This is a genomic window from Nocardia sp. NPDC050713 (assembly GCF_040654315.1).
GTDB lineage: Bacteria > Actinomycetota > Actinomycetes > Mycobacteriales > Mycobacteriaceae > Nocardia.
Genome location: NZ_JBFAHS010000002.1, coordinates 100,639 through 127,547, shown reverse-complemented (window position 1 = coordinate 127,547; position 26,909 = coordinate 100,639). Strand labels below are relative to the sequence as shown.

General features: G+C 69.6%; 22 protein-coding genes. 7 read left to right on the top strand and 15 right to left on the bottom strand.

Annotation, left to right across the window (positions count from 1 at the left end; all coding sequences use genetic code 11):
- The first annotated feature begins 70 nt into the window (after positions 1 to 70).
- A complete protein-coding gene (locus tag AB0H49_RS03915) occupies positions 71 to 1,678 on the top strand; it encodes an AMP-binding protein (protein ID WP_357246867.1) in 1,608 nt (535 codons plus the stop codon).
- Here the strand turns inward: AB0H49_RS03915 and AB0H49_RS03910 are convergent.
- Entirely contained in the window at positions 1,645 to 3,645 is a 2,001-nt protein-coding gene (locus tag AB0H49_RS03910; protein WP_357247922.1) for an MMPL family transporter, read from the bottom strand. The genes AB0H49_RS03915 and AB0H49_RS03910 overlap by 34 nt on opposite strands.
- A gap of 176 nt (positions 3,646 to 3,821) precedes the next feature.
- On the opposite strand from AB0H49_RS03910, the gene AB0H49_RS03905 reads away from it, so the two are divergent.
- Together AB0H49_RS03905 and AB0H49_RS03900 are read left to right on the top strand one after the other, a co-directional pair.
- Positions 3,822 to 4,343: a MarR family winged helix-turn-helix transcriptional regulator gene (locus tag AB0H49_RS03905; protein WP_357246864.1), complete on the top strand. Its 522-nt coding sequence runs from the start codon at positions 3,822 to 3,824 to the stop codon at positions 4,341 to 4,343.
- A gap of 68 nt (positions 4,344 to 4,411) precedes the next feature.
- On the top strand, positions 4,412 to 4,618 hold the full coding sequence (locus AB0H49_RS03900) for a hypothetical protein (RefSeq protein ID WP_357246862.1): 207 nt from the start codon (positions 4,412 to 4,414) through the stop codon (positions 4,616 to 4,618).
- A gap of 286 nt (positions 4,619 to 4,904) precedes the next feature.
- Here AB0H49_RS03900 and modA read toward each other — a convergent pair whose 3' ends face one another.
- Complete coding sequence (gene modA / locus AB0H49_RS03895) at positions 4,905 to 5,696, bottom strand: molybdate ABC transporter substrate-binding protein (RefSeq protein ID WP_357246859.1); 792 nt, start codon at positions 5,694 to 5,696, stop codon at positions 4,905 to 4,907.
- Positions 5,697 to 5,796: 100 nt separating this feature from the next.
- Positions 5,797 to 7,005, bottom strand: a complete 1,209-nt coding sequence (locus AB0H49_RS03890; RefSeq protein WP_357246856.1) for a molybdopterin-binding protein — start codon at positions 7,003 to 7,005, stop codon at positions 5,797 to 5,799.
- A 305-nt stretch (positions 7,006 to 7,310) separates the two neighbouring features.
- On the opposite strand from AB0H49_RS03890, the gene AB0H49_RS03885 reads away from it, so the two are divergent.
- Positions 7,311 to 7,715, top strand: coding sequence for a pyridoxamine 5'-phosphate oxidase family protein (locus tag AB0H49_RS03885; RefSeq protein ID WP_357246853.1), 405 nt, complete (start codon positions 7,311 to 7,313; stop codon positions 7,713 to 7,715).
- 147 nt (positions 7,716 to 7,862) lie between these two features.
- Here the strand turns inward: AB0H49_RS03885 and AB0H49_RS03880 are convergent, their stop codons facing one another.
- The 3 genes from AB0H49_RS03880 to AB0H49_RS03870 all read right to left on the bottom strand — a co-directional run bounded on the left by AB0H49_RS03880 (position 7,863) and on the right by AB0H49_RS03870 (position 10,855).
- Positions 7,863 to 8,345, bottom strand: coding sequence for a hypothetical protein (locus AB0H49_RS03880; protein WP_357246850.1), 483 nt, complete (start codon positions 8,343 to 8,345; stop codon positions 7,863 to 7,865).
- Between the two features lie 492 nt (positions 8,346 to 8,837).
- Entirely contained in the window at positions 8,838 to 8,999 is a 162-nt protein-coding gene (locus tag AB0H49_RS03875) for a hypothetical protein (RefSeq protein WP_355003522.1), read from the bottom strand.
- 1,106 nt (positions 9,000 to 10,105) lie between these two features.
- Complete coding sequence (locus AB0H49_RS03870) at positions 10,106 to 10,855, bottom strand: hypothetical protein (RefSeq protein ID WP_357246847.1); 750 nt, start codon at positions 10,853 to 10,855, stop codon at positions 10,106 to 10,108.
- Positions 10,856 to 11,424: 569 nt separating this feature from the next.
- Between AB0H49_RS03870 and AB0H49_RS03865 the strand changes: the two genes are divergently transcribed.
- Positions 11,425 to 11,892: a hypothetical protein gene (locus AB0H49_RS03865; RefSeq protein WP_355003525.1), complete on the top strand. Its 468-nt coding sequence runs from the start codon at positions 11,425 to 11,427 to the stop codon at positions 11,890 to 11,892.
- 14 nt (positions 11,893 to 11,906) lie between these two features.
- Here the strand turns inward: AB0H49_RS03865 and AB0H49_RS03860 are convergent, their stop codons facing one another.
- Positions 11,907 to 12,566 carry an SRPBCC family protein gene (locus tag AB0H49_RS03860; protein ID WP_355003526.1) on the bottom strand — a complete coding sequence of 220 codons (660 nt, stop codon included), beginning with the start codon at positions 12,564 to 12,566 and terminating at the stop codon, positions 11,907 to 11,909.
- Between the two features lie 154 nt (positions 12,567 to 12,720).
- Between AB0H49_RS03860 and AB0H49_RS03855 the strand changes: the two genes are divergently transcribed.
- Together AB0H49_RS03855 and AB0H49_RS03850 are read left to right on the top strand one after the other, a co-directional pair.
- Positions 12,721 to 13,362, top strand: a complete 642-nt coding sequence (locus tag AB0H49_RS03855; RefSeq protein WP_357246843.1) for a TetR/AcrR family transcriptional regulator — start codon at positions 12,721 to 12,723, stop codon at positions 13,360 to 13,362.
- A gap of 160 nt (positions 13,363 to 13,522) precedes the next feature.
- Positions 13,523 to 14,005, top strand: a complete 483-nt coding sequence (locus tag AB0H49_RS03850; RefSeq protein ID WP_357247919.1) for an SRPBCC family protein — start codon at positions 13,523 to 13,525, stop codon at positions 14,003 to 14,005.
- 5 nt (positions 14,006 to 14,010) lie between these two features.
- Here AB0H49_RS03850 and AB0H49_RS03845 read toward each other — a convergent pair whose 3' ends face one another.
- The 8 genes from AB0H49_RS03845 to AB0H49_RS03810 all read right to left on the bottom strand — a co-directional run bounded on the left by AB0H49_RS03845 (position 14,011) and on the right by AB0H49_RS03810 (position 26,902).
- Entirely contained in the window at positions 14,011 to 14,487 is a 477-nt protein-coding gene (locus AB0H49_RS03845; RefSeq protein ID WP_357246840.1) for a DUF4442 domain-containing protein, read from the bottom strand.
- A 32-nt stretch (positions 14,488 to 14,519) separates the two neighbouring features.
- Positions 14,520 to 16,010: a polyketide synthase gene (locus AB0H49_RS03840; RefSeq protein ID WP_357246837.1), complete on the bottom strand. Its 1,491-nt coding sequence runs from the start codon at positions 16,008 to 16,010 to the stop codon at positions 14,520 to 14,522.
- Positions 16,007 to 22,249 (bottom strand): type I polyketide synthase, encoded by a 6,243-nt coding sequence (locus tag AB0H49_RS03835; RefSeq protein WP_357246835.1) that lies wholly within the window; start codon positions 22,247 to 22,249, stop codon positions 16,007 to 16,009. The genes AB0H49_RS03840 and AB0H49_RS03835 overlap by 4 nt, the downstream gene beginning before the upstream one ends.
- Positions 22,246 to 23,649 (bottom strand): FAD-dependent monooxygenase, encoded by a 1,404-nt coding sequence (locus AB0H49_RS03830; protein ID WP_357246832.1) that lies wholly within the window; start codon positions 23,647 to 23,649, stop codon positions 22,246 to 22,248. The genes AB0H49_RS03835 and AB0H49_RS03830 overlap by 4 nt, the downstream gene beginning before the upstream one ends.
- Positions 23,650 to 23,713: 64 nt before the next feature.
- Positions 23,714 to 24,574: an SAM-dependent methyltransferase gene (locus AB0H49_RS03825; RefSeq protein ID WP_357246829.1), complete on the bottom strand. Its 861-nt coding sequence runs from the start codon at positions 24,572 to 24,574 to the stop codon at positions 23,714 to 23,716.
- Entirely contained in the window at positions 24,571 to 26,100 is a 1,530-nt protein-coding gene (locus AB0H49_RS03820; RefSeq protein WP_357246826.1) for an NAD(P)/FAD-dependent oxidoreductase, read from the bottom strand. Before AB0H49_RS03820 ends, AB0H49_RS03825 begins: the two co-directional genes overlap by 4 nt.
- Positions 26,097 to 26,675, bottom strand: a complete 579-nt coding sequence (locus AB0H49_RS03815; protein ID WP_357246823.1) for a hypothetical protein — start codon at positions 26,673 to 26,675, stop codon at positions 26,097 to 26,099. Before AB0H49_RS03815 ends, AB0H49_RS03820 begins: the two co-directional genes overlap by 4 nt.
- Complete coding sequence (locus tag AB0H49_RS03810; protein WP_355003535.1) at positions 26,672 to 26,902, bottom strand: hypothetical protein; 231 nt, start codon at positions 26,900 to 26,902, stop codon at positions 26,672 to 26,674. The genes AB0H49_RS03815 and AB0H49_RS03810 overlap by 4 nt, the downstream gene beginning before the upstream one ends.
- Positions 26,903 to 26,909: the final 7 nt, after the last annotated feature.

Below are 26,909 nucleotides of genomic sequence, written 5' to 3'. Positions count from 1 at the left end.
TCGGTCGGCGCCCAACGAGGAAGATCCCGAACCTCTGCGGCCCGGCCAGCCGGTCTCGCGAGGAGTGGATGTGCAGTTCAACCTGGCCGATGTCTTCGAGACGGTCGCGGCCGCGGTCCCCGACCGCGTCGCGCTGACCTACGAGGGCGAGCACCACACGTACGCCCGGCTCGACGCCGAGGCGAACACGGTGGCGCGATTGTTGTCGGAGGCGGGCATCGGCGCGGGAGAACACGTGTCGCTGTTCCTGAAGAACAGCGTCGAACACGTCACCGCCATCCTGGGCCTGATCAAGATTCGCGCGGTGCCGATCAACGTCAACTACCGCTACACGCCCGCCGAGCTCGAATACATCTTCACCAATTCGGACTCCGTAGCCGTGCTCGTCGAACTGCCCGAACATCAGCGGACGCTGGCCGGGCTCCTCGACGCGTGCCCGCTGGTGCGGACCGTGATCGTGATCGGTGCGATCGAGGGCGAGCTGCGCGCCGCCGCGGACGCGCGCTCGATCGCCGTGGTGCCGTTCGCCGATGCCGAAACCCTCTCCCCCGCCGTGGAATTCGCGCCGCGCACCGGAGACGAGCTGTATCTGCTATACACCGGGGGCACCACCGGGTACCCGAAGGGGGTGATGTGGCGGCACGACGATTTCTTCCGCAAGCCGCTCTCCGGCGGCAACCCCTACGGCGACGATGCCCGTCAGGATCTCGCCGAGATCGCCACCGCCGCCAAGGAATTCCCGGAACTGGCTTTCCTGATCGCCGCGCCGCTGATGCACGGCGCCGCGCTGTACTCCCTGTTCACCTTCTTCACCCTCGGGGCGCGCGTCGTCCTCATGCGCGACTTCGATTCGCGCCGTGTCGTGGAAGCGATCGAGCGGGACAAGCTCCAGGTAATCCTCATCGTCGGAGACGGTATGGGACTTCCGCTGGTCGACGAGATGGAACGTCGCCGGGGCGAGATCGACTTCAGCTCGCTGTTCTCGATCACCTCGGGCGGCGCGATCTGGTCGGTCGGCGTGCGCGAACGCATGCTCGCGATCAAGCCGGATCTCCTGCTGCGCGACAACTTCGGAGCCTCGGAGTCCGGCAACGACGGCGCCTTCACCGTCGACGAGCACGGCAATCTGCGCATGCCGCCTTCGCCGACGATGCTGCTCGTCGACGAAGACCTCGACGACATTCCCCCGGGCAGCGAGCGGATCGGATACATCGCCCGCGTCGGCAACATCCCGCTCGGGTACTACAAGGACGACGAGAAGTCCGCCCGCACTTTCCGCACGCGCGCCGACGGCACACGCATGTCGATCCTCGGCGACATGGGGCGCGTGGAGGCGGACGGCACCATCGTGTTCCTCGGCCGCGGCTCGCAGTGCATCAACACCGGCGGCGAGAAGGTCTTCGCCGAGGAGGTCGAGGCCGCACTGCACGACCACCCGTCGATCGCCGACGCGCTCGTCGTCCCCGTGCCCGACGAACGCATGGGGCAGAAGGTCGCCGCGGTCGTCGCGACCTACCCGGACGCACCGGCGCTCGAACTGGAGGAAGTCCAGCAGCACTGCCGAAAGACATTGGCAGGCTATAAGATACCGCGAACCATGGTCGTGGTCGACGAGGTCCGGCGCACACCGGCGGGCAAGGCCGACTATCGCTGGGCGGCCGCGGTCGCGGCGGGATAGAGGGCGCGCGCGGCAGGCTTGCCGGGCCACCAGACCCGGTCGCCGAGCATCGCGAACAAGGCCGGCACCACCAGTGTGCGCACCACGAAGGTGTCCAGCAGGATGCCCACGCCGACGACGATGCCCAACTGGGTCAGGGTGATCAGCGGCAGCACACCCAGGACGCAGAACACCGCGGCGAGGACCACGCCCGCGCTGGTGATGACCGCGCCGGTCGAGGCGACCGCGCGGACCATCCCCCGCGTGGTGCCGTGCGGGTTCGCTTCCTCCCGCGCCCTGGTCACCAGGAAGATCGTGTAGTCCACGCCGAGCGCCACGAGGAACAGGAAGCCGAACAGCGGGACGTTGGTGTCCAGCGCCGGGAAGCCGAACACGTTGTCGCTGAGCCAGCTGCCCGCGCCGAGCGCGGCGAGCGCGCTGAGCACCGTGACACCCACCAGCAACAACGCGGCGGGCAGCGCACGCAGCAGCACCACGAGCACCAGCAGCACGACGGCGAGGATGAGCGGGATGACCAGAGCCTGGTCGCGGCGGGCGGCGTCGCGGATGTCGAGCGCTTCGGCATCGGATCCGCCGACCAGCGCCTCAGCACCGGGCACCGCCGCCATCGCCGACCGGATGTTCTCGATGGTGGTGAACGCCGCGGCGGAGGCCGGAGCCGCGTCGAGCACCACCGACCAACGGGTCCACCCGTTTTCGGATGTTCCCGTCACCGTGGCGCGCGAGACTCCGGAGACCGTGTCGAGCGCCGACTGGACCTGCGCGGTAGCGCCGCTCCGCGCGATCACGAGGGCCGGGTCCGACGCTCCGGACGGAAAGTGCTCGGAGAGGACGTTCAAACCGTCGACCGACTCCGCTCGGACACGGAACTGTTCGGTGCGCGAGAGTCCGATGTCGGTGGCCGCCAGACCGGCGGCGAAGACGACGAGCACCGCCGACGCACCGCAGGCGACGACGGCCGGGCGGCGCACCACCCGCGTCGCGACCGCCGCCCACGCCCCGTCCTCGGCGGCGTCGCGGCCATCCGGCCGCGGCACGAACGGCCAGAACACCCGTCGTCCGCACAGCGCGAGAGCGGGCGGCAGGGCGGTGAGCACGAAGACGACCGCGACCACCAGGCCCGCCGCCGCGAACGCACCGAGGCTGCGGGTGTTGGGCAGCAGGGCCAGCAACAGGGTCAGCAGGGCGAGGACCACGGTGACGTTACTGGCGACGATGGCGGGTCCGGCGTGCCGCACCGCCGCACGCAGCGCGTCCCGATGGTCGGTGTGGCGGTGCAGTTCGTCGCGGTAGCGCGACACCAGCAGTAGCGCGTAATTGGTTCCCGCCCCGAAGACCAGCACGCTGGTGATGCCGGAGGTCGATCCGTCGAAGGCGAGGCCGGTGAGGTCGGCGAGGGCGGTGCCGACGCTGGTGGCGACCCGGTCGGCGAGCCCGACCACCGTCAGCGGCACCAGCCACAGCACCGGCGAGCGGTAGGTCGCGATCAGCAGCACCATCACCACGATCGCGGTCACGGCGAGCAGCAGCGTGTTGGCACCCGAGAACGAGTCGGCGATATCGGCACCGAACGCAGGTCCGCCCGTCACCTGCATTCGGAGTCCCTCGGGCGCGTCGGCGGTGACGGCGGCGCGCAATTCCTCGATGCGGTCGGTGAGCGCGAAGCCGTTGAGATCCGCGGGCACCGCGACACGGCCGAGGGCTGCTCGACCGTCCGGGGCCACGATCACGCCGGTCGGTCGCGCCCCGGCATCGGCGCGGGTGAGCGCCGCTTCCAGCGCGGCGAGATCCGCTTGCGTCAATTCGCCGTCGTCGGAGCGAGTCGCGACCACGATGGCGGCGGCCGTTCCCGCGTCCGGGAACTGGTCGGCGACCACCGCGGCGCGGGCGGACTCGGTCGAGGCGGGTAGCGAATCGGGCGCCTGGCCCGCGCTGTCGTTGCCGCCCGCCAGCACCATGACCGCCATGGCCGCCGCCACGACCGCGAGCAGGACACCCCACGATCGTCGCCCGGTGACCAGCCTCGCGAATCCGTCCCATGCGCTCCCGTTCACGTCGGTAACTATTTCAGAAACTTAACTAATAGGCAACGGGCGCCTACCCGAGTGACTAAGCTCTGAGCCGGACAGACAGGAGGCGGCCGGTGGGCGACAGCGTCGCGAACACGACGGACCCAGGCATCGAACGGACGGCATTGGAGACCGAGATCGCTCGGGACCTTCGCGCGCTCACGGCCGTCTCGGAGCAGATCGGTCATGTCTTCGCGCGGGCGAACGACCTGCGCCCCAACGATTTCCGCGCCCTGATGCACGTCGCGACGGCTGATGCCGAAGGCACGCCGGTCACCGCGGGGCAGCTGAGCAAGTTGATGGGGATCTCCGCGCCCGCCGTCACCTACCTGGTCGAGCGCATGCTCGACTCGGGCCACCTGGAACGCACGCCGGATGCCGCCGATCGGCGTCGAGTCCACCTGCGCTACACCGATCACGGCATGTCGGTCGCGGCGGGCTTCTTCGGTCCGCTCGGTGAGCGGACCCGCGCCGCGCTGGCCGAGTTGCCCGATGCCGACCTGCGGGCGGCCCATCGGGTCCTCGTCGGCGTCACCGCCGCGCTGCGCGAGTTCCACGCCGAATTGCCCGCGGCCGGAGGGCCGGTCCCGGAATAGTCGTCCGGCGGACATCGGCACGTGCGCGGCGGTTTCCGAAAGAGCAGAATGGAGCAAGGAAGGTCACCATGCGACTGCTCAAGGGTCTGCTCGACGTAGTGCTCGGAGTGCTGACCGCCGTGCTGGGCACGGTGGTGGGGATCCTCGCCGCCGTGGTGTGGCTCCTCGGCGCGGTGCTGTGCGTGACGATCATCCTTCTTCCGCTGGGCCTCCCCGTGGTGCGGCTCGCCCGCCGCCTGTTCGGCCTCTCCCGACAGCTGATGCGTCTGCCCTGAGCACGCGACGCCGTGTAAGCCCCCCCCCCGCGTCATCCCCGGAATCGAGTCAGTTGATCGCGGCGGCCCGCGCCGTACACAGTCGGCCGGGGTCAGCGATTTCGTCGTCGGCTCGGACGCTCAGGTGTGGCCGATGGTCGAAGCCGGTGCGGGCAACGATCTGATCATGGCGGCGCGCAATCTACGTCCGCTCTTCGAGAACTCGGATCGCCCCTGACGCGCGAACCCCCGCGGCAGCGGTCTGCGCGGGGGTCCGGTCACTCCTCGTCCCGAGTGATCCAAGCGCTCAAGGGGTGTCGAAACCGGCGGCGGCGAACACCTGCTTGGCCCGATCCGAACGGACGAAGTCGACGAAGGCGGCGGCCGCGTTCGGGTTGGGCGCCTTGGCCAGCGGCGCGATCGGGTAGGTGTTGACGGCCTGGGTCGATTCGGGGAAGTCGATGCCCTCCACCTTGTCCCCGGCGGCCTGGACATCGGTGCGATACACCAGGGCGGCGTCGACCTCGTCGAGCGTCACCTTGGTGAGCACGGCCTTGACGTCCTGCTCTCGGGTGTCGGGTTGGGGTGCGATGCCCGCGATCTCGAAGACCTTCTTGGCCGCGGCGCCGCAGGGCACCTGCTCGGCGCACAGCGCGATGCGCGGCTCGGTCTTGCCGAAGTCGGCGAGACCGGTGATCTTGCCCGGATTACCCTTGGGCACCGCGATTTTCAAACGGTTGCTCACGAACGCCGTGGGCTGGGCGGTGATTTCGCCACGGTCGACGACCTGCTGCATATTGGCGGGCGCCGCCGAAGCGAAGACATCCGCGGGCGCGCCCTGCCCGATCTGCTGGGCGAGCGACGAGCTGGCGCCGAAGCTGTACACCACCTTCACCCCCGGATGCGCGGCTTCGAACTCCTTGCCGAGCGCGGTGAAGGTCTCGGTGAGCGACGCCGCCGCGAACACCGTGACGGTGCCGGAGACCTGATCAGATCCCGTCGGCGTCTGCGTGTCGTCCGAGCCGCAGCCCACCAGTCCCGCGGTGACGGTGAGCACGGCAGCGCCCGCACTCAGCGTCCGGAATGTCTTCATCCTCATCAACTTTCTGTAGTTCGACCACGAACTGGGCCGAGTTCACTGTCCCGCGGATTCGTCACGGCTGGCCATATTTTGCCGCGTCTGCGGCACATAGGCCGGGTCATTGCGGAATCGGCAGGACTTCCACGAGCGCGCCGCGACCAGACCCGGGCGGAAGTAGGGCCAACGCCTGCGCGGCGAGGAGATCGGCCAGGTGTGGGGTCCGCGCCGCGCCGACGGTTCGCCAGACGCCGCCGTCGACCTGCCGGGCGGGCACGACGCGGGTGCATCCGAGCTCCAGCGCCAACGCGTCGGCGATCCGGCCCCAGCGTGGTGGCGACGGACTACGGCCGGTCAGGGCACGGACCAACGATTCGCCGGTGACCAGCAAAGCCGAGATCGCGGCCAGCGGATTGCCCGGGAGGGCCAGCAGTGTGCGACCATCGGCGAGGCGCGCCACGATCTGCGAGCCTCCCGGCCGCATGCGCACACCGTCGATCAGGATTTGCGCGCCGATCTCGGCCAGCACATCGCGCAGCCCGTCGGCGGCGCCGCGTCCGGTCGCCCCGACCGAGACCACGAGTTCGGCATCGGTGTCGAGGTCGAACCAGGACCGCAGCACCGCACGGTCGTCGGGCAGCCGCCAGACCTGTCGGCAGTCGATGTCGCGACCGCGCAGATAGTGCGGCAGCACCGGGCCGAGAGCGTCACGCACCCGCCCCTCGGCGCGGAGGCCGGGCGCACGGATCTCGTCGCCGGTGATGAGTACATCGGCGCGCAGCGGACCCCGGATCGCGGCGATCGGCGCGTCGGCACTGAACGCGACGGAGACGAGCGCCGGATCGACCCGCGCCCCGGCGGGGGCGAGTTCGTCACCGGCGCACCAGTATTCGCCGCGCCGTCGGATGTCGTTGCGGCGGGAAACCTCGGGCGCTTCGGTCACGACCCATCGCCTGCCACGCCGTTCGGTGCGGACATGCTCCCAGCGGACGACAGCCGTCGCGCCGGGCGGGGTCGGCGCCCCGGTGGAAATGCGGACGGCCTCACCCGCGCCGAGCGCGATCGGTGCGGGCTTGCCCGCCGCACAGAGCCCGGGTCGCAGCGTCCACTGCGGTCCGGGACCGCTGACCGCGAAGCCGTCCATGGCCGCGGTATCGGCGGCAGGCAGCGCGCAGTCCGCGACCAGTGGGCCGACGAGGGTCGCGCCGAGAGCGTCGACCAGTGGTGCATACCTGACCGGCACCGGCGGAAGGGCCGCCGCCAGAACCGCGTCGATGTCGTCCACACTCACCGCCGCGCCGGTGTCCTCCTCGAGGGATACCGCGCCCACGCATCGTCCTTCCCGTCGGCAACCATTCGGACGCACATCCTCGCATACGGAGACTTCTCGCCGAAACCGCCGCAGTTGCCGGTCAATTACCGAAATCTCACCCGCATACGCGGTCAGCGGTGCGGCGCCGGTTTCCTCACGATCCCGACGACCGGGCAGCCAGGCGAACGTAATTGAGCCGTTGACGAGCAGGTAACAGACCGTTCCTAGCGTGGCGCGCTCACATACGGCACGAGAACGCTAGCGAATCCGCATTCGCGGAGAAATCCGCGCGTTTCACCCTCGGTTTCGCCTACCCTTGGTGAATGAGCTCGCCGGACCTCCCGCCCGACCTGGTAGACATCATCGGCAGGTACGACCTCGCCTTTCTCGTCAGCATCGGCGACTTGGGGCCGCACACCACACCCCACCATCCGGTGCTGGAGGACAACCGCTTTCACATTCCCGCGCCGGGACCGGTCACCTGCCGCAATATCACCGCGAACCCGGCGGTCACCCTGCTCTGGCCGCCGGAGGCACCGACCGGCCACGTGCTGATCGTCGACGGTCACGCCGCGCTGTCCGGCTACACCCTCGAGATCGTCCCTACGCAAGCCGTCCTGCACCACACGGGCACGGCCGACGCCATGTCGCGGCGCTGTGCCGACTGCCGCCGGTTCAATCTCGCACCGCCGTATCTGCTCGGCGAGCGGCGCGGATTCCCGGCGTGAGCGAGCGTCAGCGAGCGAACCATAGGCACAGCGCGCATTCGCGCACGACGGAGCCGAGCGTCAGCGAGGTGCAGTCGTGAGCTGACCCGACCGCGCCGACCTCCATCGATTGCGCCGAGCCCATCGGCGATTGCCGACCAACCGGGCTCAAACAGCCTTGAAGGTACCGAGTCCCGAGGACACATTGATGGCGACGCCACCGGCGGTCGCGAGTGCGACGATCGAACCCGCTCCGGTGAACACCCGCACCGGCGCCGGGCGGCAGTCACAGGGCCGCTGCGCCGTTTCCCGATCCGGCACGTCCACTACACCGACCGCTCCGGTCGTCAGATTCGTCCAGTGGATCCGGGCGTGGGAGTCGAAAACGGTGCCACCGCTGAACGGTCCGGGGTTGGCGACACCGAAGGTGGTGACTCCGGGTTCGTCACCGACGGTCGCGGTCAAGTAGACGCTGAATGTCGATGGAACACCCCATGTTTGGGACAACTTGATCAGTGGGAGATGAAATGTGGTCGTCTCCGCGGCGTGCGCGACGGTGTGCTGCCCAAGCACCAAGGCACCGACCGCCGCACCGACGACACCCAGCTTGGCGCTCACGCCAGCAGCCCGGTGAACCACCTTGTTCGTCACTAGCCCTCCTCATAGTCGATTCCGGCCCGCATAGATGCTGGCAGCGCCATGACGATCGACGAGACGATCGCCGGATCGGCGCTGCCCACAGCCGCATTCACGGTGCCGCCTGCGCCTTCGACAGGGCTCCGTGAACGAGCAGCACGCCAAGTAAACAACCCGAGGGGCGATATTCACGGCATCGACCCGCCCCGACTTGTGGCTTGCTTGCCCAGTGGTGATCGAGCTCGATCTCGACCCCGCCTCGCCGCCCGGCGGCCAGCGAGACAGCGTGCCCCTCTTCGCGCAATCGGCGTCCCCGTCACTGGACATCCCTTCCGGTCCAGCGGCACGCCGATGACCGCGCGACCGGCGATCTCCGCCTGGGGTCGTGCGGCCCCAGGCGGAGACGCATCCCCAATACCTTGCGGCGGCCGCCATTCCAGACCGGTGAAGCCAGGCAGCTTCGTCACCGTGGATGGTTTCGCGACCGCCGCGGGCCGGGCCGAACGACTACAGGCAGAAGCTCAGCTCGATGTGACCGAGCGGGATACCGGTGCACACTTCCACCGAACCCGACACCGGTGTGGCCGCGGTGGCGGTCCCCGCGGTCAGCGAGCCCGCCGACAGCACCAGGGCGGCGATGGCAAGCGGGCGAACAATTTTGGAGGTCATACATCATCCTCTGGTTGTGCATTCAACACGTCCCGGGTTCGGGACGGGCCCATCAGACCACGCTTCGTTACCCGCCGGTAGCCATCCGCGATCGCCTCGTGGAGATCCCAAAGTGTCGGCGAAACTTTGTGTGAATCCGATTTGCAGACAACGGGATCCGCCGCGACGAACGATCCGCGGCATGTCGGCCGTCGCGGCCCTCAGCCTCGTGCACACCAACCGCCGACGAGACGGCGACTGGGCCCCGCGCTCCGAATACCGCGTTCCCATAACAGATTTGCTCTTCGACACCGGATACGGCACGACCGCGACAACGGTCGATTTCCGCGCGAACCGGACATTGCCCACGGACGAACCGTCAGCCGAAAAGCTGGCGCGCTCGACATCTCATCGGCGACACCTGTCCGCCGACTCGACGACGAGCACCCCGGCGTGAGAAGGACGTGAGCCGATGACCGGCGCGAACGAATTGCCTACGAGTTTCGGTCGACAAGTCCACGCACGGCGTATGCAGTATTGCGCAGGCCGGATTTCGATCGCCGAACTCGTTGGCGCACAACGCTAGTTCTGCGGTAACCCCCAGCAGGGGTAGTCGCGGCCGGCGTCGATGAGGCCGACGCTGGCCGGTGTCCGGCAAGTTACGTGCGGTTTGTGGCGATAATCGACCACCAAATGCAGGTTCGCGGCCTTCTCACCGGTGAACGTCTGATGGCATTGCGAACAATGGCACACATTGTGGGCGCTCAATGGCCACCAGCACTGACATCCCCGGCATTTCACCGTCTCCGGCGATTTCGTCTTCATGATCACTCACCTGCTCGCGCGAACACGCGCGGTCCACACCGACACCTCGGTCGTACCCGCACCGTGCTGCGTCACACCTTCATACTCGATCGCCGTAGCGGCGGCTTTCCCGGTTCCGAACTCGACGTGCTTGCGCGGTGAGCATCACCGATCGCGAGCGCGACGAACAGTGTATGCCTGATGTCCTGAGGGCTCGGCCTGGCGCGGAAATGCGTCCGGCACACGGTGTCCGGCGTTGGTTCGCGCAGCGTGGCGAAGACCGACGGCGCGGAAGTGATCCGCCGCCGCGGCGGGGTCTCCGGTCAGTGATGGCTCTCTGCTCGCAGGTCCTCGACCAGCGTGTCCAGGGTGTCCACGAGCCGCGCGATCGACCGGGCCTGCGGGTGCGGCAATTCGACTGCGACAGCGCTGCCGACAGCGGCTCGCAGCAGTTCGACCGCCTCGGCGATCAGCGCCGCGTTCCGCGCCAAGCGCTGCCGAGAGATACGGTGCTGGCCGACCGGGCTTGCCCAGTCCGGGCGCGGCAGCTCCTGCAGCATCTGGCTCACCCGGGCCCGGATCGCGCTGGCCAGTGCGATGGCTTCGGCCCACTGCTGGGCGAGCGCGGCGGCGCCGTGGGTGCGGCGCGGGTCGTTCGGTTCGGGGCACGCGTCGTCCAGCTTCGCCGGAAGCTGGCGCAGCAGCTCGATCAGCAGGTCCACATGGTGGCCGGTCAGGCTCGACTCATCGGTGAGAGTGGGATCGATGTCGAAGATCTCCGCCGCACTTCGCGATTGCGCGACGGCGTCGGCCAGCAGCGCCCGCGCGCGGCGGCGTTCCTCGTCGGTGCAGCCGGGGGTCGACGCGAGATGCCCGGCGGCCACGCGGATGGCCTCGAGCAGACGGCGTTGCTCCGGGCAGGGGCGGGCGATCGGGCGGTGATGCACGCCGAAATCTTCCGCACGGTCATCGCTCGTCGACGTCGGCGTCCACCCCGATCCCACCGCGGCGGGGTCGTGGGGACGACTCACGGTCACATAGCGGTCGATGACGCGGTCAGTAGTCGTGATCACCCAGCGACCTTCTCACCTGCGGCGACGGCAGCGGCTGATCCGAGCGCGTGTCTCGCCGACATTTTCGTGCGGCGTCGCGATCGACGCGGTCGGCGCGACGCACGGCCCGCGCCCACACACCCTCCGAAGCCGCGGTGACGATCGCGCGGCCCATCGAGCACGACCCACCCCGCCTGTAGTACGACAGGTACGACGCGCTTCGGAACATCGCGCGCCCGTCGACCTCGCGGCGGCATAGATCGGAGTTTTCTGAGAATTTCTCGAGATTGTGCCGACGTATGGTAACGAAGGTCACTCACTGCTATTTTTGTGACTCGCGAGTATCGCTCCAACTCACTTACATCAGGCCTTCACCTGCCGCTGCTGTCAGGTGTCGCGGAGGGTAGCGATCTCCATCCCTATCTGCAGAAGAATAATTCCAAGGCGTATGCCGCCATATCGGCGCGCCTTGCCCAGGAGATCATGTGACTGGCGAAAGAAATTCGAATCTCGCGCATTCACCGGCGACCCCCGCCAGGCCTGCCCGGCGAGCGTGACCGGAGATGGCGGCGCCAACTTCACGTTTACGTGTGCCACGGCAACACGGTCCATTTCTCGCACCGGACGATCTGCTGCGCGCGATCAGCGGACGTTCGAACTGCGATCGACCATTGTCGGGCTGGGCGCGGAAGCTCGGATCGCTGCACCGCGAGTGGCTCGGCGCGCCGTCCGAATGCCAAATCCGCCAGCAGGTAGCGGGAGTCGTCCACGAGATCGACGCGTGGATCACCGCGCAGCTTCCGCGCCCGCGGCCGGGCGCTCCCCGCGGGACCGATTCGGTGGGCGGGGTGATCGCGCGGGTCGCCGAAGCCGCGGCGTGCGCCCATTGGGCGCTGCACCACGTGGAGGACGCGGTCCAACGCCACCGGGCCTGGGATCATCTCGCTGAAATGCGCGAGGGTTACGAGGATTTGGTGGCGCTGGCATTGGACGGGTTGATCAGGCTGCCCAAATCCTGGCCCGGCATCGGCTGGCCCGCCACCGCTACCAAGAAGTAGTAGTCGGCGCCCGGTCAGGAGCTGGCTTCGGCGGCGGCCTTCAGATCCTTCAACCAGGCTTCGAGGCCCATACCGAGGAAAGCGGTGGAGGTGGGCACGTCGGCTTCGACCTGCGCGCCGGTCCAGTTCTCTTCGGTGCGCACCAGGACGCCGCCGTCGACCTCGGTGAAGGTCCAGACGTGCACGCCGTTGTCGATGCGCAGGCCGTCGCCGATGCCAGGGCCGCTCCAGCGGATGCACGTACTCGGCTGCATCTGGTGGACGCTGGAAGTGATGACCAAGGTGGTGGCCGGGGTCGTGGCGGTGGCGGGCGCCGGAGTCGTCCACTGGAACCGCGAGCCTTCCCGCAGCGGTCCCTGGTCCAAGAGCTTCATGCTCGTGACGGGCTTCTGCCAGGAGGGCCAGCGTTCCACGTCGGTCTGCAGTTCCCAGATGGTGCGCAATGGCGCCTCGATCAAGGTCTCCGTCCGGTAGCGGATCGGCGCATCGCGATCGATACCCGCCCCACCGCAAGTCAGGGGAGCCGGGTGCGCGGGGTCGGTGGTAGTCGCGGCTCGGCCCGCGGTTTCGTTCTCATCGCCGCCGCATGCGGTGACGGCAGTCAGCGCGAGCGCGGCGGCCAACGGAATGAGGAAGCGGGCGGCGCGGCGAGCGGTTCGCGGGGTGTGGGACATGAGGTTCTCCTCGTTCAGGGCTTGGAGCCGACAACCATCGAGTTAGAGTCACTCGATTTAGTTAGAAGCTATAACCGCGATCAAGTGAGTGTCAATAGTAAAAGTGATACGGTCTAACTGTCATGTCGCGGAGCCCGTGCGGAGGTGGTGGACGATGGTCGCCAGTGGGGCGAGTTCGCGCGAGCGCTATCGGACCCAGGTGCGCGAGGAGATCAAGCAGCACGCGTGGGAGCAGATCGCCACGGCGGGCGTGTCCGCGCTGTCGCTCAACGCGATCGCCAAGCAGGTCGGCATGAGCGGCCCCGCCCTGTATCGGTACTTCGCCAGTCGCGACGAGTTGATCACCGAGCTGATCCGCGACGCCTACCGAAGCCTCGCCGACGCGATGCGCGCGGCGTTCGGCTCCGGCGCCGACGTCACCGAGCTGGCCTACACCGTGCGGGAATGGGCCTTGGCCGACCCGCAGCGGTACTTCCTCATCTACGGCACACCCGTCCCCGGCTACCACGCCCCCGACGACACCACTCAGATCTCCGCCGAAATCATGTCGGTACTCGTCGAGGCTTTCGCCGGGCTGCCCCAGGACAATCCGACGACGCCGTTCGACGCCCACCTCGACGAGCACCGTCGATGGGCGGAAGGCCGCTCGGCGCCCGCCACCGTCCTCCACCGCGCCGTGTCCTTCTGGACCCGGCTCCACGGCGTCCTCTCCCTCGAACTCGCGGGCCACTTCACCGGCATGGAGTTCGATCCCGCCCTCCTCTACGCCGACGAGCTGAACACCCTCCTGACCTGACCGCGACCTTCCACGAGTGACGACTGCCGCCGACGAGTTCGGCCATGCCGCTACGGCGCGCCCACGACTGTCGCCGGAGTCGGCGCGGCCCGTTCCCGCGGAAGCGAATTCGCGCCGCCTCGAGCGCAAGGGTTGTGCGCTCGAGGCATGGGATGATTCGATACCGCCCGTGACCGAGCAGATCGATGAGATTCGTGTAGTCAGCGCCAGCCGGGAGATCGCGGCGGACTCGGCCGACATCTTCGAGCTCATCGCCGACCCCGCGCAGCAGCCGCGGTGGGACGGCAACGACAATCTCGCCGAGGCGCCGACCGGACAGCGGGTGCGCGGCGTGGGCGAGGTGTTCAGCATGACGCTCACGAACGGCGCTGTGCGCGACAACCATGTCGTCGAGTTCGCCGAGGGCGGCCGCATCGCGTGGCGGCCGTCGGAGCCGGGCAAGGAGCCGCCCGGTCACCTGTGGCGCTGGGAGCTGGCACCGGCGGGCGAGGGTCGCACGCTGGTGACGCACACCTACGACTGGACGGCGCTGACCGACGAGAAGCGTCTGGTGCGCGCCCGCGCCACCACCGCGGACAAGCTGTCCGCGTCCATCGAACGCCTCGCCGAATTGGCGGAGCGGCAAGCGAATTCCGCCGAGTAGTCCTCTCAGCTCAGGCGGCGGACGTGCAGGTCCTGGGTGGCGCGGGCGATCGCAGTGCCGTCGGCGGCGCGGATCTCGGTGACGTGCGTGGTGACGGACCGGCCGGTGTCGTCGACTCGCGCGCGGATCGCCGCCGCCTCGTCGGGCGTCAGCCGCATGGTCGCGGTGACCACGTCGTAGCCCGGGGCGAGGAACTCGATGGCGCCCTTGCTGTTCCAGATGCGATAGCCGCCGCCGAGCTGGCCCGCCGCCATGACCGCGTAGAACGGGTCGGTCATCGCGAAGAGGGTGCCGCCGAAGGCGGAACGGTTGACGTTGCGGTTCCAGGCCCGCACCCGATGCGAGACCCGTACCGAACTCCAGTCTTCGGCGACGTGGCGGACCCGCACCCCCGTGAACAGCAGTGGCGGATACAAGTTCATCAGCAGGTGGAACGCCCTCGGGCTGGACAAGGCACGGGCATGGGCCGAATTTTTCGCCATGGAAACACCTTTCGCTGAAACGCCGGATTCGCTCATCGCGCCGCGGGGACCGGCGCGGGCGGCTCGCCGAGGAAGGCGGGCACGCAGACGACGCGGTGGCGCGCCCGGCGAGCAACCGTCACGCCGGATCTCCCGTTCGGGGCGCCGTCGGCGGGATGCGCGGGCGCCGGTCCCACGATGACATGCGCGTTGGTGCCGATGATGCCGAACGCGCTCACGCCCGCCAGCGGTCCCGAATCGTCCGTCGACCAGCGCGCGGACTGCCCCGACACCCGAATATCGGTGCCATCGAGGGTGATTCGCGGATTCAACGTGCCGAAATGGACCAGCGGCGGGACGACGCGTTCACGCGCGCACAGCAGTGCCTTGACCAGGCCGACGACACCGGCGGCCGCTTCCAGGTGCCCGAGATTCGTCTTCAGCGTCCCCACGTGCAACGCGCGGCCGCCGTTGCGCGCGCCGAGCGCGGCGACGATCCCGCTCATCTCGATCGGATCGCCCAGCGAGGTGCCCGTTCCGTGCGCCTCGACCATGCCGATGTCGGCCGCCGAGCATCCGGCGTCGTCCAGCGCCGACTCGATGACGCGCTGCTGCGCCCGCGCGTTCGGCGCGGTGAAACCCGACGAGCGGCCGTCCTGATTGACCGCGCTGCCGTGGATGACGCCGAGGATCCGGTCGCCGTCGCGTTCGGCGTCCGCCAGACGCTTCAACACCACCGTCGCGCACCCCTCGCCGCGCACATAGCCGTTCGCCCGCGCGTCGAAGGATTTGCACAGCCCGTCCGGCGCGAGGGTGCCGGTCTGATCGATCAGCCGGGTCGAGTTCGGGGCCAGCACCAGATTCACGCCACCCGCGACGGCCACCGCGCACTCCCCGCGGCGCAGCGACTGGACGGCATGGTGGATCGCGACCAGCGACGAGGAGCACGCGGTGTCGAAAGCGATGGCGGGTCCGGTGAATCCGAAGGTGTAGGCGATGCGGCCCGCGGCGAAACTGTGGCCGTTGCCGAGCGCGGCGTGCGCGTCGACGTGCCGCGCGGACCAGTCGGCGTAGTCGAAACGGCCGGTGATCCCGACGAACGTGCCGATCGGTTCCTCATGCGGCCCAGCCGGTTCCAGACCCGCGTGTGCCATGGCGTCCCACGTCGTTTCGAGCAGCAGCCGGTGCTGCGGATCGATCGCCTGCGCCGCGCGCGGGCTGATGCCGAAGAACTCCGGGTCGAAGTGCAGCGCGTCGTCGATGAAGCTGCCCATCGTCGGCAGCCTGCTCCATTCGTCCTCGAACGGCCAGCGGCGGTGGATGGGCATGTCCGCCACCAGGTTTCGCCCCTCCCGCAGCGCCGTCCAGAAACTTTCGAGGTCGGTGATGCCGCCCGCGAGGCGCAGGCCGACGCCGACCACCGCGATGGGTCCGGTCGCCGATCGCCGCGTCAATTCCTCGCGCAGCCTGCGGATCGTCTCGGTCGCGCGGCGCAGCGCGGCGTCGGCGGGCTGCGGCGCGGGCGCGAGATCCGTGTCGTTCATATCGCTTCCTCTCGGGTGGGAATCGCGGCCGCCAGCCGCTCGCCGATCGCGCCGGACAACGCCTGGGTCGTTCCGTAGGTCCACAGCACGGTCGCGGAAAGCTCCAGCCGGAAGGTGAATTCCAGCTTGTTGCGCATCTCCAAACTCATCAGCGAGTCCAAGCCCAGTGTCTTCAGCGGCGTCGCACCGTCCAGCCCGGCCGGTGGCATGCGCAGCACCTGCGCGGCGATCTCGGTGACCTTCGCGTGCACGAGCCGATGCCGTTCGTCGCCGGTCGCGCGCGCGAGCGTGTTCAGGAAATCGTGGGCGGCGGTGTCGCCTCCGCCGACCTCGGCGCTGTCCCGCAAGGCGTGCCAGCTCGATTGGGCCGCGCAGTCCGGGTAGGCGTCGAACCACTGCCGCCGGTTGAGCGACAGGTATCCGACCACCGGGCGGTCCTCGCACAGAAAGTGATCGAGGGCGCCCCAGGCCTCGGCGGCGGCGATGCCCGTGAGGCCGCGTGCCGCCAGGCGGGCGCCCCGGTTGTCCTGCGTCGCCGCCAATCCGATGTCGTCGAACGGACCCCACTGGACGCTCAATCCCGGCCGCCCGTCCCGTCTGCGCGCGGTGGCCAGCGCGTCGAGATAGGCGTTGGCCGCCGCGTAGGCGCTCTGCCCCGGGTTGCCGATCAACGCGGCCGCCGAGGAGAACAGCACGAACGCGTCGAGCGGGTCGTCGGCGGTGAGCGCGTCGAGATGGCGGGCGCCGTCGATCTTCGGCCGCAGCACCCGCTCGATCTGCTCCGCGGACACCGTGGCGACGGTCGCGTCGTCCAGCACGCCCGCCGCGTGGAACACGCCGCGCAACGGCGGCAGCTCCGCGCGGACGGCATCGAGGACGGCGGCGAGTGCGGCACGATCGGCGACGTCGGCCCGATATTCGCGCACCACAACGGAATCGGGATCGCGACCCGAGTCACGGATCGGATCCACCGACCACGTTCCCGGATCGGACGTGCCGCGGCTCACCAGCGCCACCGCTCCCGCGCCGTGCGCGAGCAGATGGGTGGCGAGACTGCGACCGAGCGCACCGTGCCCGCCGGTGATCAGATACGTCCCGCCGCTGCGGAACCGGCCGTCGGGCATCGGCTCGGGAACGACCCGGTCCACGGTGTCGGGACGGGTCAGCACGAGTTTGCCGAGGTGGGTACCGTCGGCCAGCTGCCGCAGCGCCCGCGGTCCTTCGGCGAAGTCGTACACCGTCACCGGCGGCGCGGCGAGCCGTTTCGACACGACCTGGCGCCAGGTCTCGCGCAACACCGTCGCGAACCGTTCGGGCCGTCGGGTCATGAGCCCGGCCAGATCTACCGCGCTCACCGTGATTCCCTTCGCGAAGGCGCCCAATCCGATCCTGCGGTCGGCGTAGATGTCCTTCTTGCCGACCTCGAGGAAGCGGCCGTCCTCGGCGAGTACGTCCAGGCCGCGATCGATGGCCGCGCCCGCGAGCGCGTTGAGCACGACGTCCACGCCGCGTCCGCCGGTCGCCGCGCGCACCTCGTCCGGCCAGTCCGACGAACGCGAGTCGAAGACGTGCTCGACACCGCAGGTATCGCGCAGGTATTCGCGGCGGCGCTCGGTGCCCGCCGTGGCGATCACGGTCGCACCGAGCGAACGGGCGACGCCGATCGCGGCCAACCCCAAACCTCCTGCGGCGGAATGGATCAGGATGACATCGTCGGCGGTCGCCGCCGCCAGCCGGACCAGCGCGTACCAGGCGGTGGCGGTGACGATCGGCAGCGCGGCGGCGGTCGCGGCGGGCATGTCGTCCGGTACTACGGCCGTGTGGTCGGCACGCACGGTCAGATGCGAAGCCAGCGAACCGAATCCGCAGGCGACGACCCGGTCCCCGACCGCGCGATCGCCGACGCCGGGGCCGACGGCGCGCACCACGCCCGCGCATTCCGCGCCGAGCAACTCGCTGCCCGCCGAGGTGTCGGGATAGGCGCCGGTGGCTTTCATGACGTCCATGAAGTTCAGGCTCGCGGCCTCGACCTCCACCAGCACCTCGCCGACACGGGGCGCACGGATGTCCAAGGGCCGGAAGGACAGTCCGTCCCAGAACCGGCCCGGCGTCGGCCAGAGCCGGAAGGGCTGCGCCACCGTTCGCAACGGCGGTGAACTGGTGTCGTCACCGGCTGGCGTCCCTTGTTCGAGCCGACCGACGTAACGGCCGCCCTGGCGCAGCACCACTTGGTCGTCGCCCGGCGCGGCGAGGAGCTCGGCCGCGCACTCCTCGACTCCCGCCCCGCCCACCGGATCGAGATCGATGAGGTCGGCGGACAATTCAGGGTGTTCCCGGCGCAGCACTCGCACGAATCCCCAGAACAGCGCGCCACCCGGGTCCGGCCGATCCGCCGGTTCCGCGGCCTGGGCGTTCGCCGTCACCACGACCAGCCGGGCCGGTGTCGCCGTGGCATCGAGGAAACGGCGCACCAGCGCCGCGAGTTCGGTCAGCCCGTGCCGCTGAGCGTCGAGTCCGTCGCGGGCGGTCGGCGCCAGGAACACGACAGTCTTGCCCGCCCAGCTGGGCACCTCGGCGTCCGGCTCGATCGAGACCGCGGGACCACCGCCGTCGCGCAGCGCCGCGGACAATTCGGCATGCGAGTGCGCGGTTCCGGCCAGCACGAAAGTGCCTGCGGACGTGCGTTGTTCGCGTGGCACGGGCCGGAATTCGAGGCTGAACTCGCGGTCGGAGCGGCGCCCGCCGGTCCGACCGCCGTCGATCGGGTGCAGGCGCAACCCGGTGATCCTGGCCAGCGGTGCGCGATCGTCGGTGAAGAGGTGGAGGTCCACGCGCGTCTCGGATCGGCGCGTCGCGTAGGCCCAAGCGGCATCGACGTATCCCGCCGGTTCGCCGTAGAGCCGCAATTCGTCGATGCCCGAGGGCAGCATCGTCCGCTCGTCGTCGAACAGGGCCAGGGCGGTCTGCAGCACCCCGTCCAGCAGGACGGTGTGCAGTTCCGCGCGGCCGGTCTGCGCGCGGCACTGTTCGCCGAGCGCGACCCGGCTCAGCGCGGCTCGACTCGCACCGTCGCCACGCACCCGCAGCTCGCGGATCACCTGGAACTGCGGACCGTAGTGCAGTCCGCGCCGGTCGCAGTCGCGATAGAAATCGGCAACCGGGACCGGGGCCGCGTCGAGCAGGTCGGCGGGGAACGCGGCGGGTGCGTCCGTCGGCTCGGCGGACCGCTCGGCGTGGCCGCGCGCGTGCACGACCCAGCCGTCGGCGTCGCCGGTCAGGGATGCGACCTCGAAGCTGGTCCGCGCCGCGAGGTCGTCGCGCAGGCCGACTTCCACGCGCACCGGCCGCACCCCGAGCACGAGGGTGTCGACGAACCGCAGACCGCGCAGCGCGACGGGCGTAGCGCCGAAGCGAGCGCGCGCGGCGGCGATCACCAGCGCTGTCATCATCGCGGCGGGCGCCAGCACCGCGTCGCCCACCCGATGGTCGGCCAGCCACCCCAACGCGCCGGACAGGTCCCCCACCCGCGCCAGCCAGGCGCCGGGTTCCAGGGAACTCGGCGCCACCTCGACTCGCAAGGAGGCTGCGGCGCGGCTTTCCGGTGCGGCCGAGGAAGGCAGCCAATGGCTTTCGTGCTGGAACGGATACCGGGGCAGCCGCGCCGCCCCGCGCGCCTCGACATCGGCGAACGGGACGAGACCGGAGACGTAGGCGCGGGCGCGGCTGCGGTTCATCTCGGCGATCGGATCGCTGTCCCGGTACAGCGACGGAAGCACCGCCGGTGGTCGCGGGCGCGTCGCGGCCAGTTGCTCCGCGGCGGGCAGCAGGACGGGATGCGGGCTTATCTCGACGACATGGGTGACGCCGTCGTCGTACAGCGCCGACATCGCCTCGGCGAAACGCACACGCAGACAAAGGTTGTCGATCCAGTAGTCCGCAGTGAGGTCCCGGGGCGTCACCTTGCGCACCGAGACGGTGGACATCATCTCGACGCGGCCGGGACTCGGCGTGACCTCGGCCAGTTCGGACAGCAATCGCGGCCGCAGCACCGACATCCGCGGACTGTGCGAGGCGTAATCCACGTTGACCATCCGACAGTAGGCGCCCTCGGCGGTCAGGATCTCCCGCAGCGCTTCGATGGCGTCGGTGTCGCCGGAGAGCACGCAGGAGCGCGGGCCGTTGTGCACCGCCAGCGCGACAAGGTCCTCGAAACCCACCACAGCCGAGGCGATTTCGTCGATCCCGAGGTCGACCGCCAGCATTCGCCCGGTGCCCGCGACGGTGCGGAGCGCGGCGCTGCGACGGGCGACGATCATCGCCGCGTCCGCCATGCCGAGCAGACCCGCGACGGACGCCGCCGCGATCTCGCCCTGGCTGTGGCCGATCACGACGTCGGGTTCGATGCCAGCTCGTCGCCACATCGCGGCGATACCGCAGGCCAGCGCCCACAGCACGGGCTGAACCTGGTCGACCCGATCGAGCCAGCCCGCACCGCCCGCGCCGGTGACGATCGCCTTGGTGTCCCAGTCGACATGGGGTTCGAGTGCGGCGCAGCACGCGTCGAGCGCGTCGGTGAAGGCCGGGTCCACGCCGTACAACGCGCCCGCCAGCCCGTGCCACTGGCCACCCTGACCGGGAAAGACGAAGGCCACCCTGCCACGATCGGCGGCGCGGCCGGACAGCAGCGAAAACTTTTGCGCCGATGGGTCGTCGGCGTGCGCGCGCAGTGCGGCGGCCAGTTCGACGGGATCGTCGCCGAGCACCGCGCTGCGCAACGGGTGCGCGGTGCTGCGTCGGGCCAGCGCGGCGATCACGGCCTTGGAACGCGCCGGGTCGGTGTCGAGCAGATCCGCGATGTCGTGGCACCGGCGGCGCAGCGCGTCGGGAGTATGCGCCGAGACCGGAAGGAAACCGAGGGCGGGCGCGGCGCAGGCATCCGCGTCCTCGGCCACCGCGTCGGCGGACCGCAGTACGACGTGGGCATTGGTGCCGCCCCAGCCGAAAGAGTTGACGCCGATGTAGCTCGACCTATCCGCCGGGAGCTCGATCGGCTCGCGGACGACACGCAGATTCAGCGCGTCGAAGGGAATCTCGGGATTCAGCGTCTCCGAATGCAGGCTGGGCGGCACGCGCCGGTGCTCGAGACACAGCACGGCCTTCACCAATCCGGCGATGCCGGCGGCCGCCTCCAGGTGGCCGATGTTGGTTTTGATCGACCCGATCGGCAGTGGCCCGCGTTCGACGGGTCGGTCGGCGCCGAGGATCTCACCGAGCGCCCCCGCCTCGATCGGATCGCCTCGGCCCGTTCCCGTCCCGTGCGCCTCGACGTAGGCCAGGTCGCCGAGGTCGAATCCGCTGCTGCGGTAGGCGCGGCGCAGCAGATCGCGCTGGCCCGCCGGATTCGGTGTGACCAGGCTGTCGCCGCCACCGTCGTTGTTCACCACGCTCTCGAAGACGACGGCCCGCACCGGATCGCCGTCGGCGCGGGCGGCGCGCAACGGCTTCAGGTACACGGCCGCCACGCCTTCCCCGCGAACGAACCCGTCGGCGCCGTCCCCGAACGCCGCGCAGCGGCCGGTCCGCGACAGTCCGCCGAAGTGCGTGAGACCGATCGAGACATCCGGCGCCAGAAGCAGATTGACGCCGCCGACGATCGCGGACTCGACATCGCACGATCGGATCGCCCGGACCGCGAGGTCCAGCGCCACCAGCGCCGAGGAGCATCCGGTCTCGACGGTCATGCTCGGTCCCGTGAGCCCGAGGGCATAGGACACCCGCGAGGCGATGACATCGAGTGCCGTACCGACCAAGCTGTGCTGGCTGGCCCCGAGTTCTCGTCGCGTGCGCAGGATCTCGTAATCGTGCCAGGACGCGCCCATGTAGACGCCGACGCGGCGACCACGCACGTCGGCCAGCGGAATGCCGCCGTCTTCCATCGCGCGCCAGACCGTCTCGAGCATGATCCGCTGCTGCGGATCGATGTCGGCGGCTTCGCGGGGCGAGATTCCGAAAAGGGCGGCGTCGAACCGATCGACGCCGTCGAGGAATCCGCCGACGCCCTGGACGCGTTTCGAACCGTCCAACGGTGCGTCGGCGTCCCATCGCTCGGACGGCACCGGACGGATGGCGTCGCCGCGGGCGAGCAGCGACTCCCACAGCTCGTCGATGTCCGCGGCGCCGGGAAACCGGCCCGCCATGCCGACGATCGCGATCGGTTCCGCGGTACGCGCGGCGCTCATCCGACCTGCCTCCCCGCGAGCAGCCCGCGCTCCCCCGGCGCCAGCGGCGGTTCGGTGGGCGGCGCGCACCGCGGGCGGCGCACGACCCCCGACAGCACCGCGGGGTGGGCCAGCAGCAGCGGTGACTGAGCCAGGAACATGACCTCGATCAGCCGGGTCCCGAGCTGCGGGCGTTCCGGTGCGGCACGCAGCAGCCGATCGCCGTACCGCTTGCCCACCCGGTCCACCCAGCGCGGTCGCGCGCCGGTGGTGTTCGGATAATGCAGATCCTGGCCGATCGCGGTCAGCCACGGATAGTTCGCGGCGCCGGTGACGGCCCGCTGCAGCTTGCGCGAATCCGCCGGTCTCGCGGCGCCGCGCGCGACCGCTCGACGGAGCGTGCCCGCGCATCGTGCTGCCGCGGAAAGACCGTGACCGTAGGTCGGATTCAGCGCCGTCGCCGCGTCGCCGATCACCACGAACCCCGAGGGCCATTCCCGCATCCGGTCGAAGCGATGCCGTCGGTTGACGGTGCTGCGGGAGCGCTGGATCGAGGACAGCGGCGCCGCGTCCGCGATCAGCTCGCCGATCAGCGGCGCGCGCACCCACCGGCGGGCCGCTTCGCGGAACTCGTCCTCGTCCGCGGGCAGGCGGCACCCCCGGGTGCCGCCCACGGTGACGAGCCATCGACCGTCCTCGATCGGCAGCAGCAGTGCGTTGTATTCCGGTCTGCCAGAGGCCGGATGGGCCTGCACGATGACCATCGGAAAGTTCGTCTCCGCGCCGGGCAGCGCGCGGAACTCGCGGGTGGTGTAGGTGTGACCGGAGTCCACGATCTCCGGCGGCGCGAGGGTCGTCCCGAGACTCGCCAGCCATTCGACCGTCCGGGACCCCCGACCGGTGGCGTCGATCACCAGGCTCGCGTCGAGCCGTTCGGTCTCGTCGTCCGGCGTGTGCAGCTCCACGCCCGTGACAGCCCGCGCGTCCCCGAGCAGACGCACCGCCGCTGTGGCGGACCGGAACTCGACATTGCGCCACTGCCGCACCATGTCGTAGACGACGTGGTCCAGCAGCTGCCTGCTGCAGGTCAGGCCGAACCGGCTCGTCGGATACCGCGGCATCCACCCGCCCGCACCGGAATAGAGCAGCAGGTCGGCGTTCATGCCCACGCGATGTGCCCCGGCCCGAATCAGGCGCTGGGTCAGACCGGGCAGCAATTCTTCGGCGACAGTAACGCCGCCAGGGACGAACAGGTGCGGGTGGCGGGCCTGGGGCACACCGCGGCGCAGCGCTGGCTGTTCCGGGAACCGGTCGCGCTCGACCACGCTGACGTGCTCGACGTACGGCGCGACGGCCGCCGCCGCCAGCAGTCCGGCGAAACCACCGCCGACGACCACCACGTGCTCTCGAGCCGCGCTCATGCCCGCGCCTCGCTGCCCCTCGGTTCCGACGTGCGTGCGGCACGCTGGAACATGAGTCGCTCACTCATGCGGCGTCCTGCCACCGCGAGTTCGCCAACCGCACCGCACCGCACCAGGAACGGGAGCGTTCGGGCTGTCGACGCAATCCGGTCTCCGGTACCCACCGCCAAGGACGGAACTGCAGCGGCGCCCGCTTCCACCGCGCGGCCGCGCGGAAGGTCGAGCGAGCCACGTCGACCGACCAGCCGTCGTAGAAGTCCAGACTGGACGCGAAACGCCAACGCGCGGAGCCGAGTTGGCGGCCCATCGTCAGATTCACCGCGCGCAGCATCACGGGTGACCAGTGGTCCAGCACCCACCAGCGAATTCCCGTTTCCCGCAACGCGTCCGACAACACGCGGACCTGCCGCGGTTCGAGGTAGGGCAGCAGTCCTTCGGTCAGCACGAGCACCGAGCGAGCGCCCGCGGCGGCCTCGGCGAGGAACTCCGCGCACGCCGTCCGGTCGGTGACGTCGACGGCGCGGGTCAGCAAGCGGCAGTGCGGATCACGGTCCGCCAGCTGGGCCGACTTGTACGCGATCAACTCGGGCAGATCCGCCTCGTGCCAGGTGAGCTCGTCGGGCAGGCGCAGCCGGTAGGGGCGCGTGTCCAGGCCCGCGCCGAGGTTGATCACCCGATCGCACCCGCGAGCGAGCGACTCGACCACGATGTCGTCGACGAGCTTGGTCCGCACGACCGTCGGCCAGTGGTTGCGCGCGCCGGGAGGCAGGATGTTCGACGAGGCCAGGCTCTCCCCTGCCGACCCGGCGAGAGTGGCCGCGAGCGGATCGTCGAACAGGGCGTCCGGCCGCGCCGACTCCATGGCCCGGTATACCGCGACCCACCGTGCTGTCTCGGAAACATCGCGGATCGATGGCGTGGTCATGAAGCCTCCCGCTCGCGGTCGTCGCGGTCACGTTCGGCGACCGAGGTGAAGTCGTAATGGTCGAGCGAGACGCTCCGCACGCGGCGCCGCGCCTCGGCACTGCTCGTCGGACGGAACAGTGGGGTATCGCCGCGCGCGTCGAAGTACCAGGTGTGCACGCCTTCGCAATTGGAGTGGTAGAAGACCGAGGACTGTTGCCGCTCGATCATCTCCCGCACGTAGCGGTCGTAGGGTTCGGGTTTCACCGCCACGCGGGTCGCGCCGCGCCCACGAGCCTCCGTGACGCAGCGGATCGCGTGGTCGACCGAGTCCTCGACGCTGCCGAAGAACGTGCCGGTCTGGGCGTAGAGACCGAGCACGGTGAAACAGTTCGGCCAGCCGGGCAATGTCACGCCCTCGTAGTGGCCTTTGGGATTGGTGTCCAGGAACGTACCGAGATCGGCGCCGCCGGCTCCGGTGATCGGGAATTTCGGTTGGTTGGAGCGCTCCAGCACCTCGAATCCGGTGGCCAGGATCAACGAGTCGATCGCGTGGTGCCGTCCGTCGGCGGTGGTGATTCCGTTCTCGGTCACCGCGACGATGTCGTCCGACACGAGTTCGACGTGATCGCGGGCGAAGGTGCGGTAGTACCTGTTCGACAGCGTCAGGAACTTGCAGCCGAAACCGTAATGGGGCCTGAGCTTTTCCCGCAGCGCGCGGTCGCGAATCTGCACGCGCATCGTGAGCAGCGACATACCCTGCAGCAAGGTCATGAAGGCGGGGAGTTTGAAACGGAAGATACAGGTGTAGATGAGTTCGAGCCAGACGAGCACCGCCCAGCGCACCGGGCGCAGCAGCCAGGGCGCGGCACGGAAGGCGCGCCGGACGATCGTGGGTATGCGGAAATCGGGCTTGGGTATCACCCAGATCGGCGTGCGCTGGAAGATGACGAGCCGCTCGGCGCGATCGGCGAGTTCGGGAATGATCTGAACCGCCGACGACCCGGTGCCGATCAGGCCGATCCTCCTGCCCGCGGGCGAATAGCCGTGATCCCAGCGGGCGCTGTGGATCACCGGGCCCGCGAACGTGTCGAGACCGTCGATCGCCGGGACTTTCGGTCGGCCGAGACCGCCGTAGGCGACGATGAGATACCTGCCGCGCACTACGCCGCGGCTGGTCTCCAGCCGCCACGAGTGCTCGTCCTCGTCGAACGCCGCGGCGAGGACCTCCGTGCCGAGCCGCAAATGCGCTCGGACGCCGTACTTCTCGGCGCAGTGATCGGCGTATGCCTTCATCTCGTGACCTTTGGCGTACACGTACGCCCAGTCCGGATTGGGCTCGAACGAGAAGCTGTAGCCCCAGGTCGGAACGTCCACGCCGACATCGGGATAGGTGTTGTCCCGCCAGACGCCGCCGATGTCGTCGGCCTTGTCGACCACGAGGAAATCGTGGATTCCGGCTTGCCGCAGCTTGATCGCCGCGCACAGGCCCGCGAATCCGGCCCCGATGACGACGACTTCGTAGCTGTCGTGCTGAGCTGTGGTCACGCTGGTCCCCTCCCGCGCAGTATTCGCCACCGTCCGTGCGGCGCCGCGTGGTCGCGCGGCCGCTCGGGAGCGGTGGAGTGCTGGGCGCCCATGAGCAACCCGGTGATCTGATCCGCGAAGAGGTCGGCGGTGTCGAAGTCCTCGCGTGTCATGAGTTCGTTGACGACGCCGCCGACCACCTCTGGCGGCGTGATCTCGAGCAGTGTCGCGATCACCGCGGGATCCAGGTACGGCGCCGCGTCCGCGACCACCTCCGGTCGCACGCCGGTCAGCATCGCGGTCGATTTCGCGCCTCGGCCCGCCAGCACTCCGCCGCTGAGCGACCGGCCGAGCATGCGCGGGGGCAGGACACGGGTCGCGAACGGGACGCCCAACCGCAGCGGCGCGAGTCGGCCGAGCCGGATGATCCGCCGGTAGGACTCCGGGTAGCGGCCGTGCAGGTAGCGGGCGATGTGTTCGCGCAGCGCCGCGACCTCGCGGGCCCCGAGGGGTTCCAGATAGTCGATGCGCTCCACCGGCACGTGCAGCAGGTCGGCCAGCTTTCGCAGCTGGATCGCGGTCGCGCGGGCGCTCATCGCCGCCTCCCCAGCAGCGCCGCGCGCACGACGACGCGGGCGCCCCACGGCATGCGCTGAAGCCGTTCGCGCAGCTCGGTGTCGGCCGCGGCGCGATCCCGCTGCGGCGCGCCCTGGACCAGCATGAGCAGATCGGCGAGCCGAGCGGGGCTCAACTGCCGAAGGGCGGGTTGGTCCACGCCGAGCGCCTGCTCGAATGTGGTTCTGGTATCACTGATCTCGGTCATCGTCGCC

Coding starts and splice junctions, on each gene's coding strand:
- AB0H49_RS03910 (WP_357247922.1), bottom strand. CDS start 3,645: ATGGCGGTCATGGTGCTGGCGGGCGGCAACGACAGCGCGGGCCAGGCG.
- AB0H49_RS03900 (WP_357246862.1), top strand. CDS start 4,412: ATGCGACTGCTCAAGGGTCTGCTCGACGTAGTGCTCGGAGTGCTGACC.
- modA (WP_357246859.1), bottom strand. CDS start 5,696: ATGAGGATGAAGACATTCCGGACGCTGAGTGCGGGCGCTGCCGTGCTC.
- AB0H49_RS03885 (WP_357246853.1), top strand. CDS start 7,311: ATGAGCTCGCCGGACCTCCCGCCCGACCTGGTAGACATCATCGGCAGG.
- AB0H49_RS03875 (WP_355003522.1), bottom strand. CDS start 8,999: ATGACCTCCAAAATTGTTCGCCCGCTTGCCATCGCCGCCCTGGTGCTG.
- AB0H49_RS03860 (WP_355003526.1), bottom strand. CDS start 12,566: ATGTCCCACACCCCGCGAACCGCTCGCCGCGCCGCCCGCTTCCTCATT.
- AB0H49_RS03855 (WP_357246843.1), top strand. CDS start 12,721: ATGGTCGCCAGTGGGGCGAGTTCGCGCGAGCGCTATCGGACCCAGGTG.
- AB0H49_RS03845 (WP_357246840.1), bottom strand. CDS start 14,487: ATGGCGAAAAATTCGGCCCATGCCCGTGCCTTGTCCAGCCCGAGGGCG.
- AB0H49_RS03840 (WP_357246837.1), bottom strand. CDS start 16,010: ATGAACGACACGGATCTCGCGCCCGCGCCGCAGCCCGCCGACGCCGCG.
- AB0H49_RS03835 (WP_357246835.1), bottom strand. CDS start 22,249: ATGAGCGCCGCGCGTACCGCGGAACCGATCGCGATCGTCGGCATGGCG.
- AB0H49_RS03830 (WP_357246832.1), bottom strand. CDS start 23,649: ATGAGCGCGGCTCGAGAGCACGTGGTGGTCGTCGGCGGTGGTTTCGCC.
- AB0H49_RS03825 (WP_357246829.1), bottom strand. CDS start 24,574: ATGACCACGCCATCGATCCGCGATGTTTCCGAGACAGCACGGTGGGTC.
- AB0H49_RS03815 (WP_357246823.1), bottom strand. CDS start 26,675: ATGAGCGCCCGCGCGACCGCGATCCAGCTGCGAAAGCTGGCCGACCTG.
- AB0H49_RS03810 (WP_355003535.1), bottom strand. CDS start 26,902: ATGACCGAGATCAGTGATACCAGAACCACATTCGAGCAGGCGCTCGGC.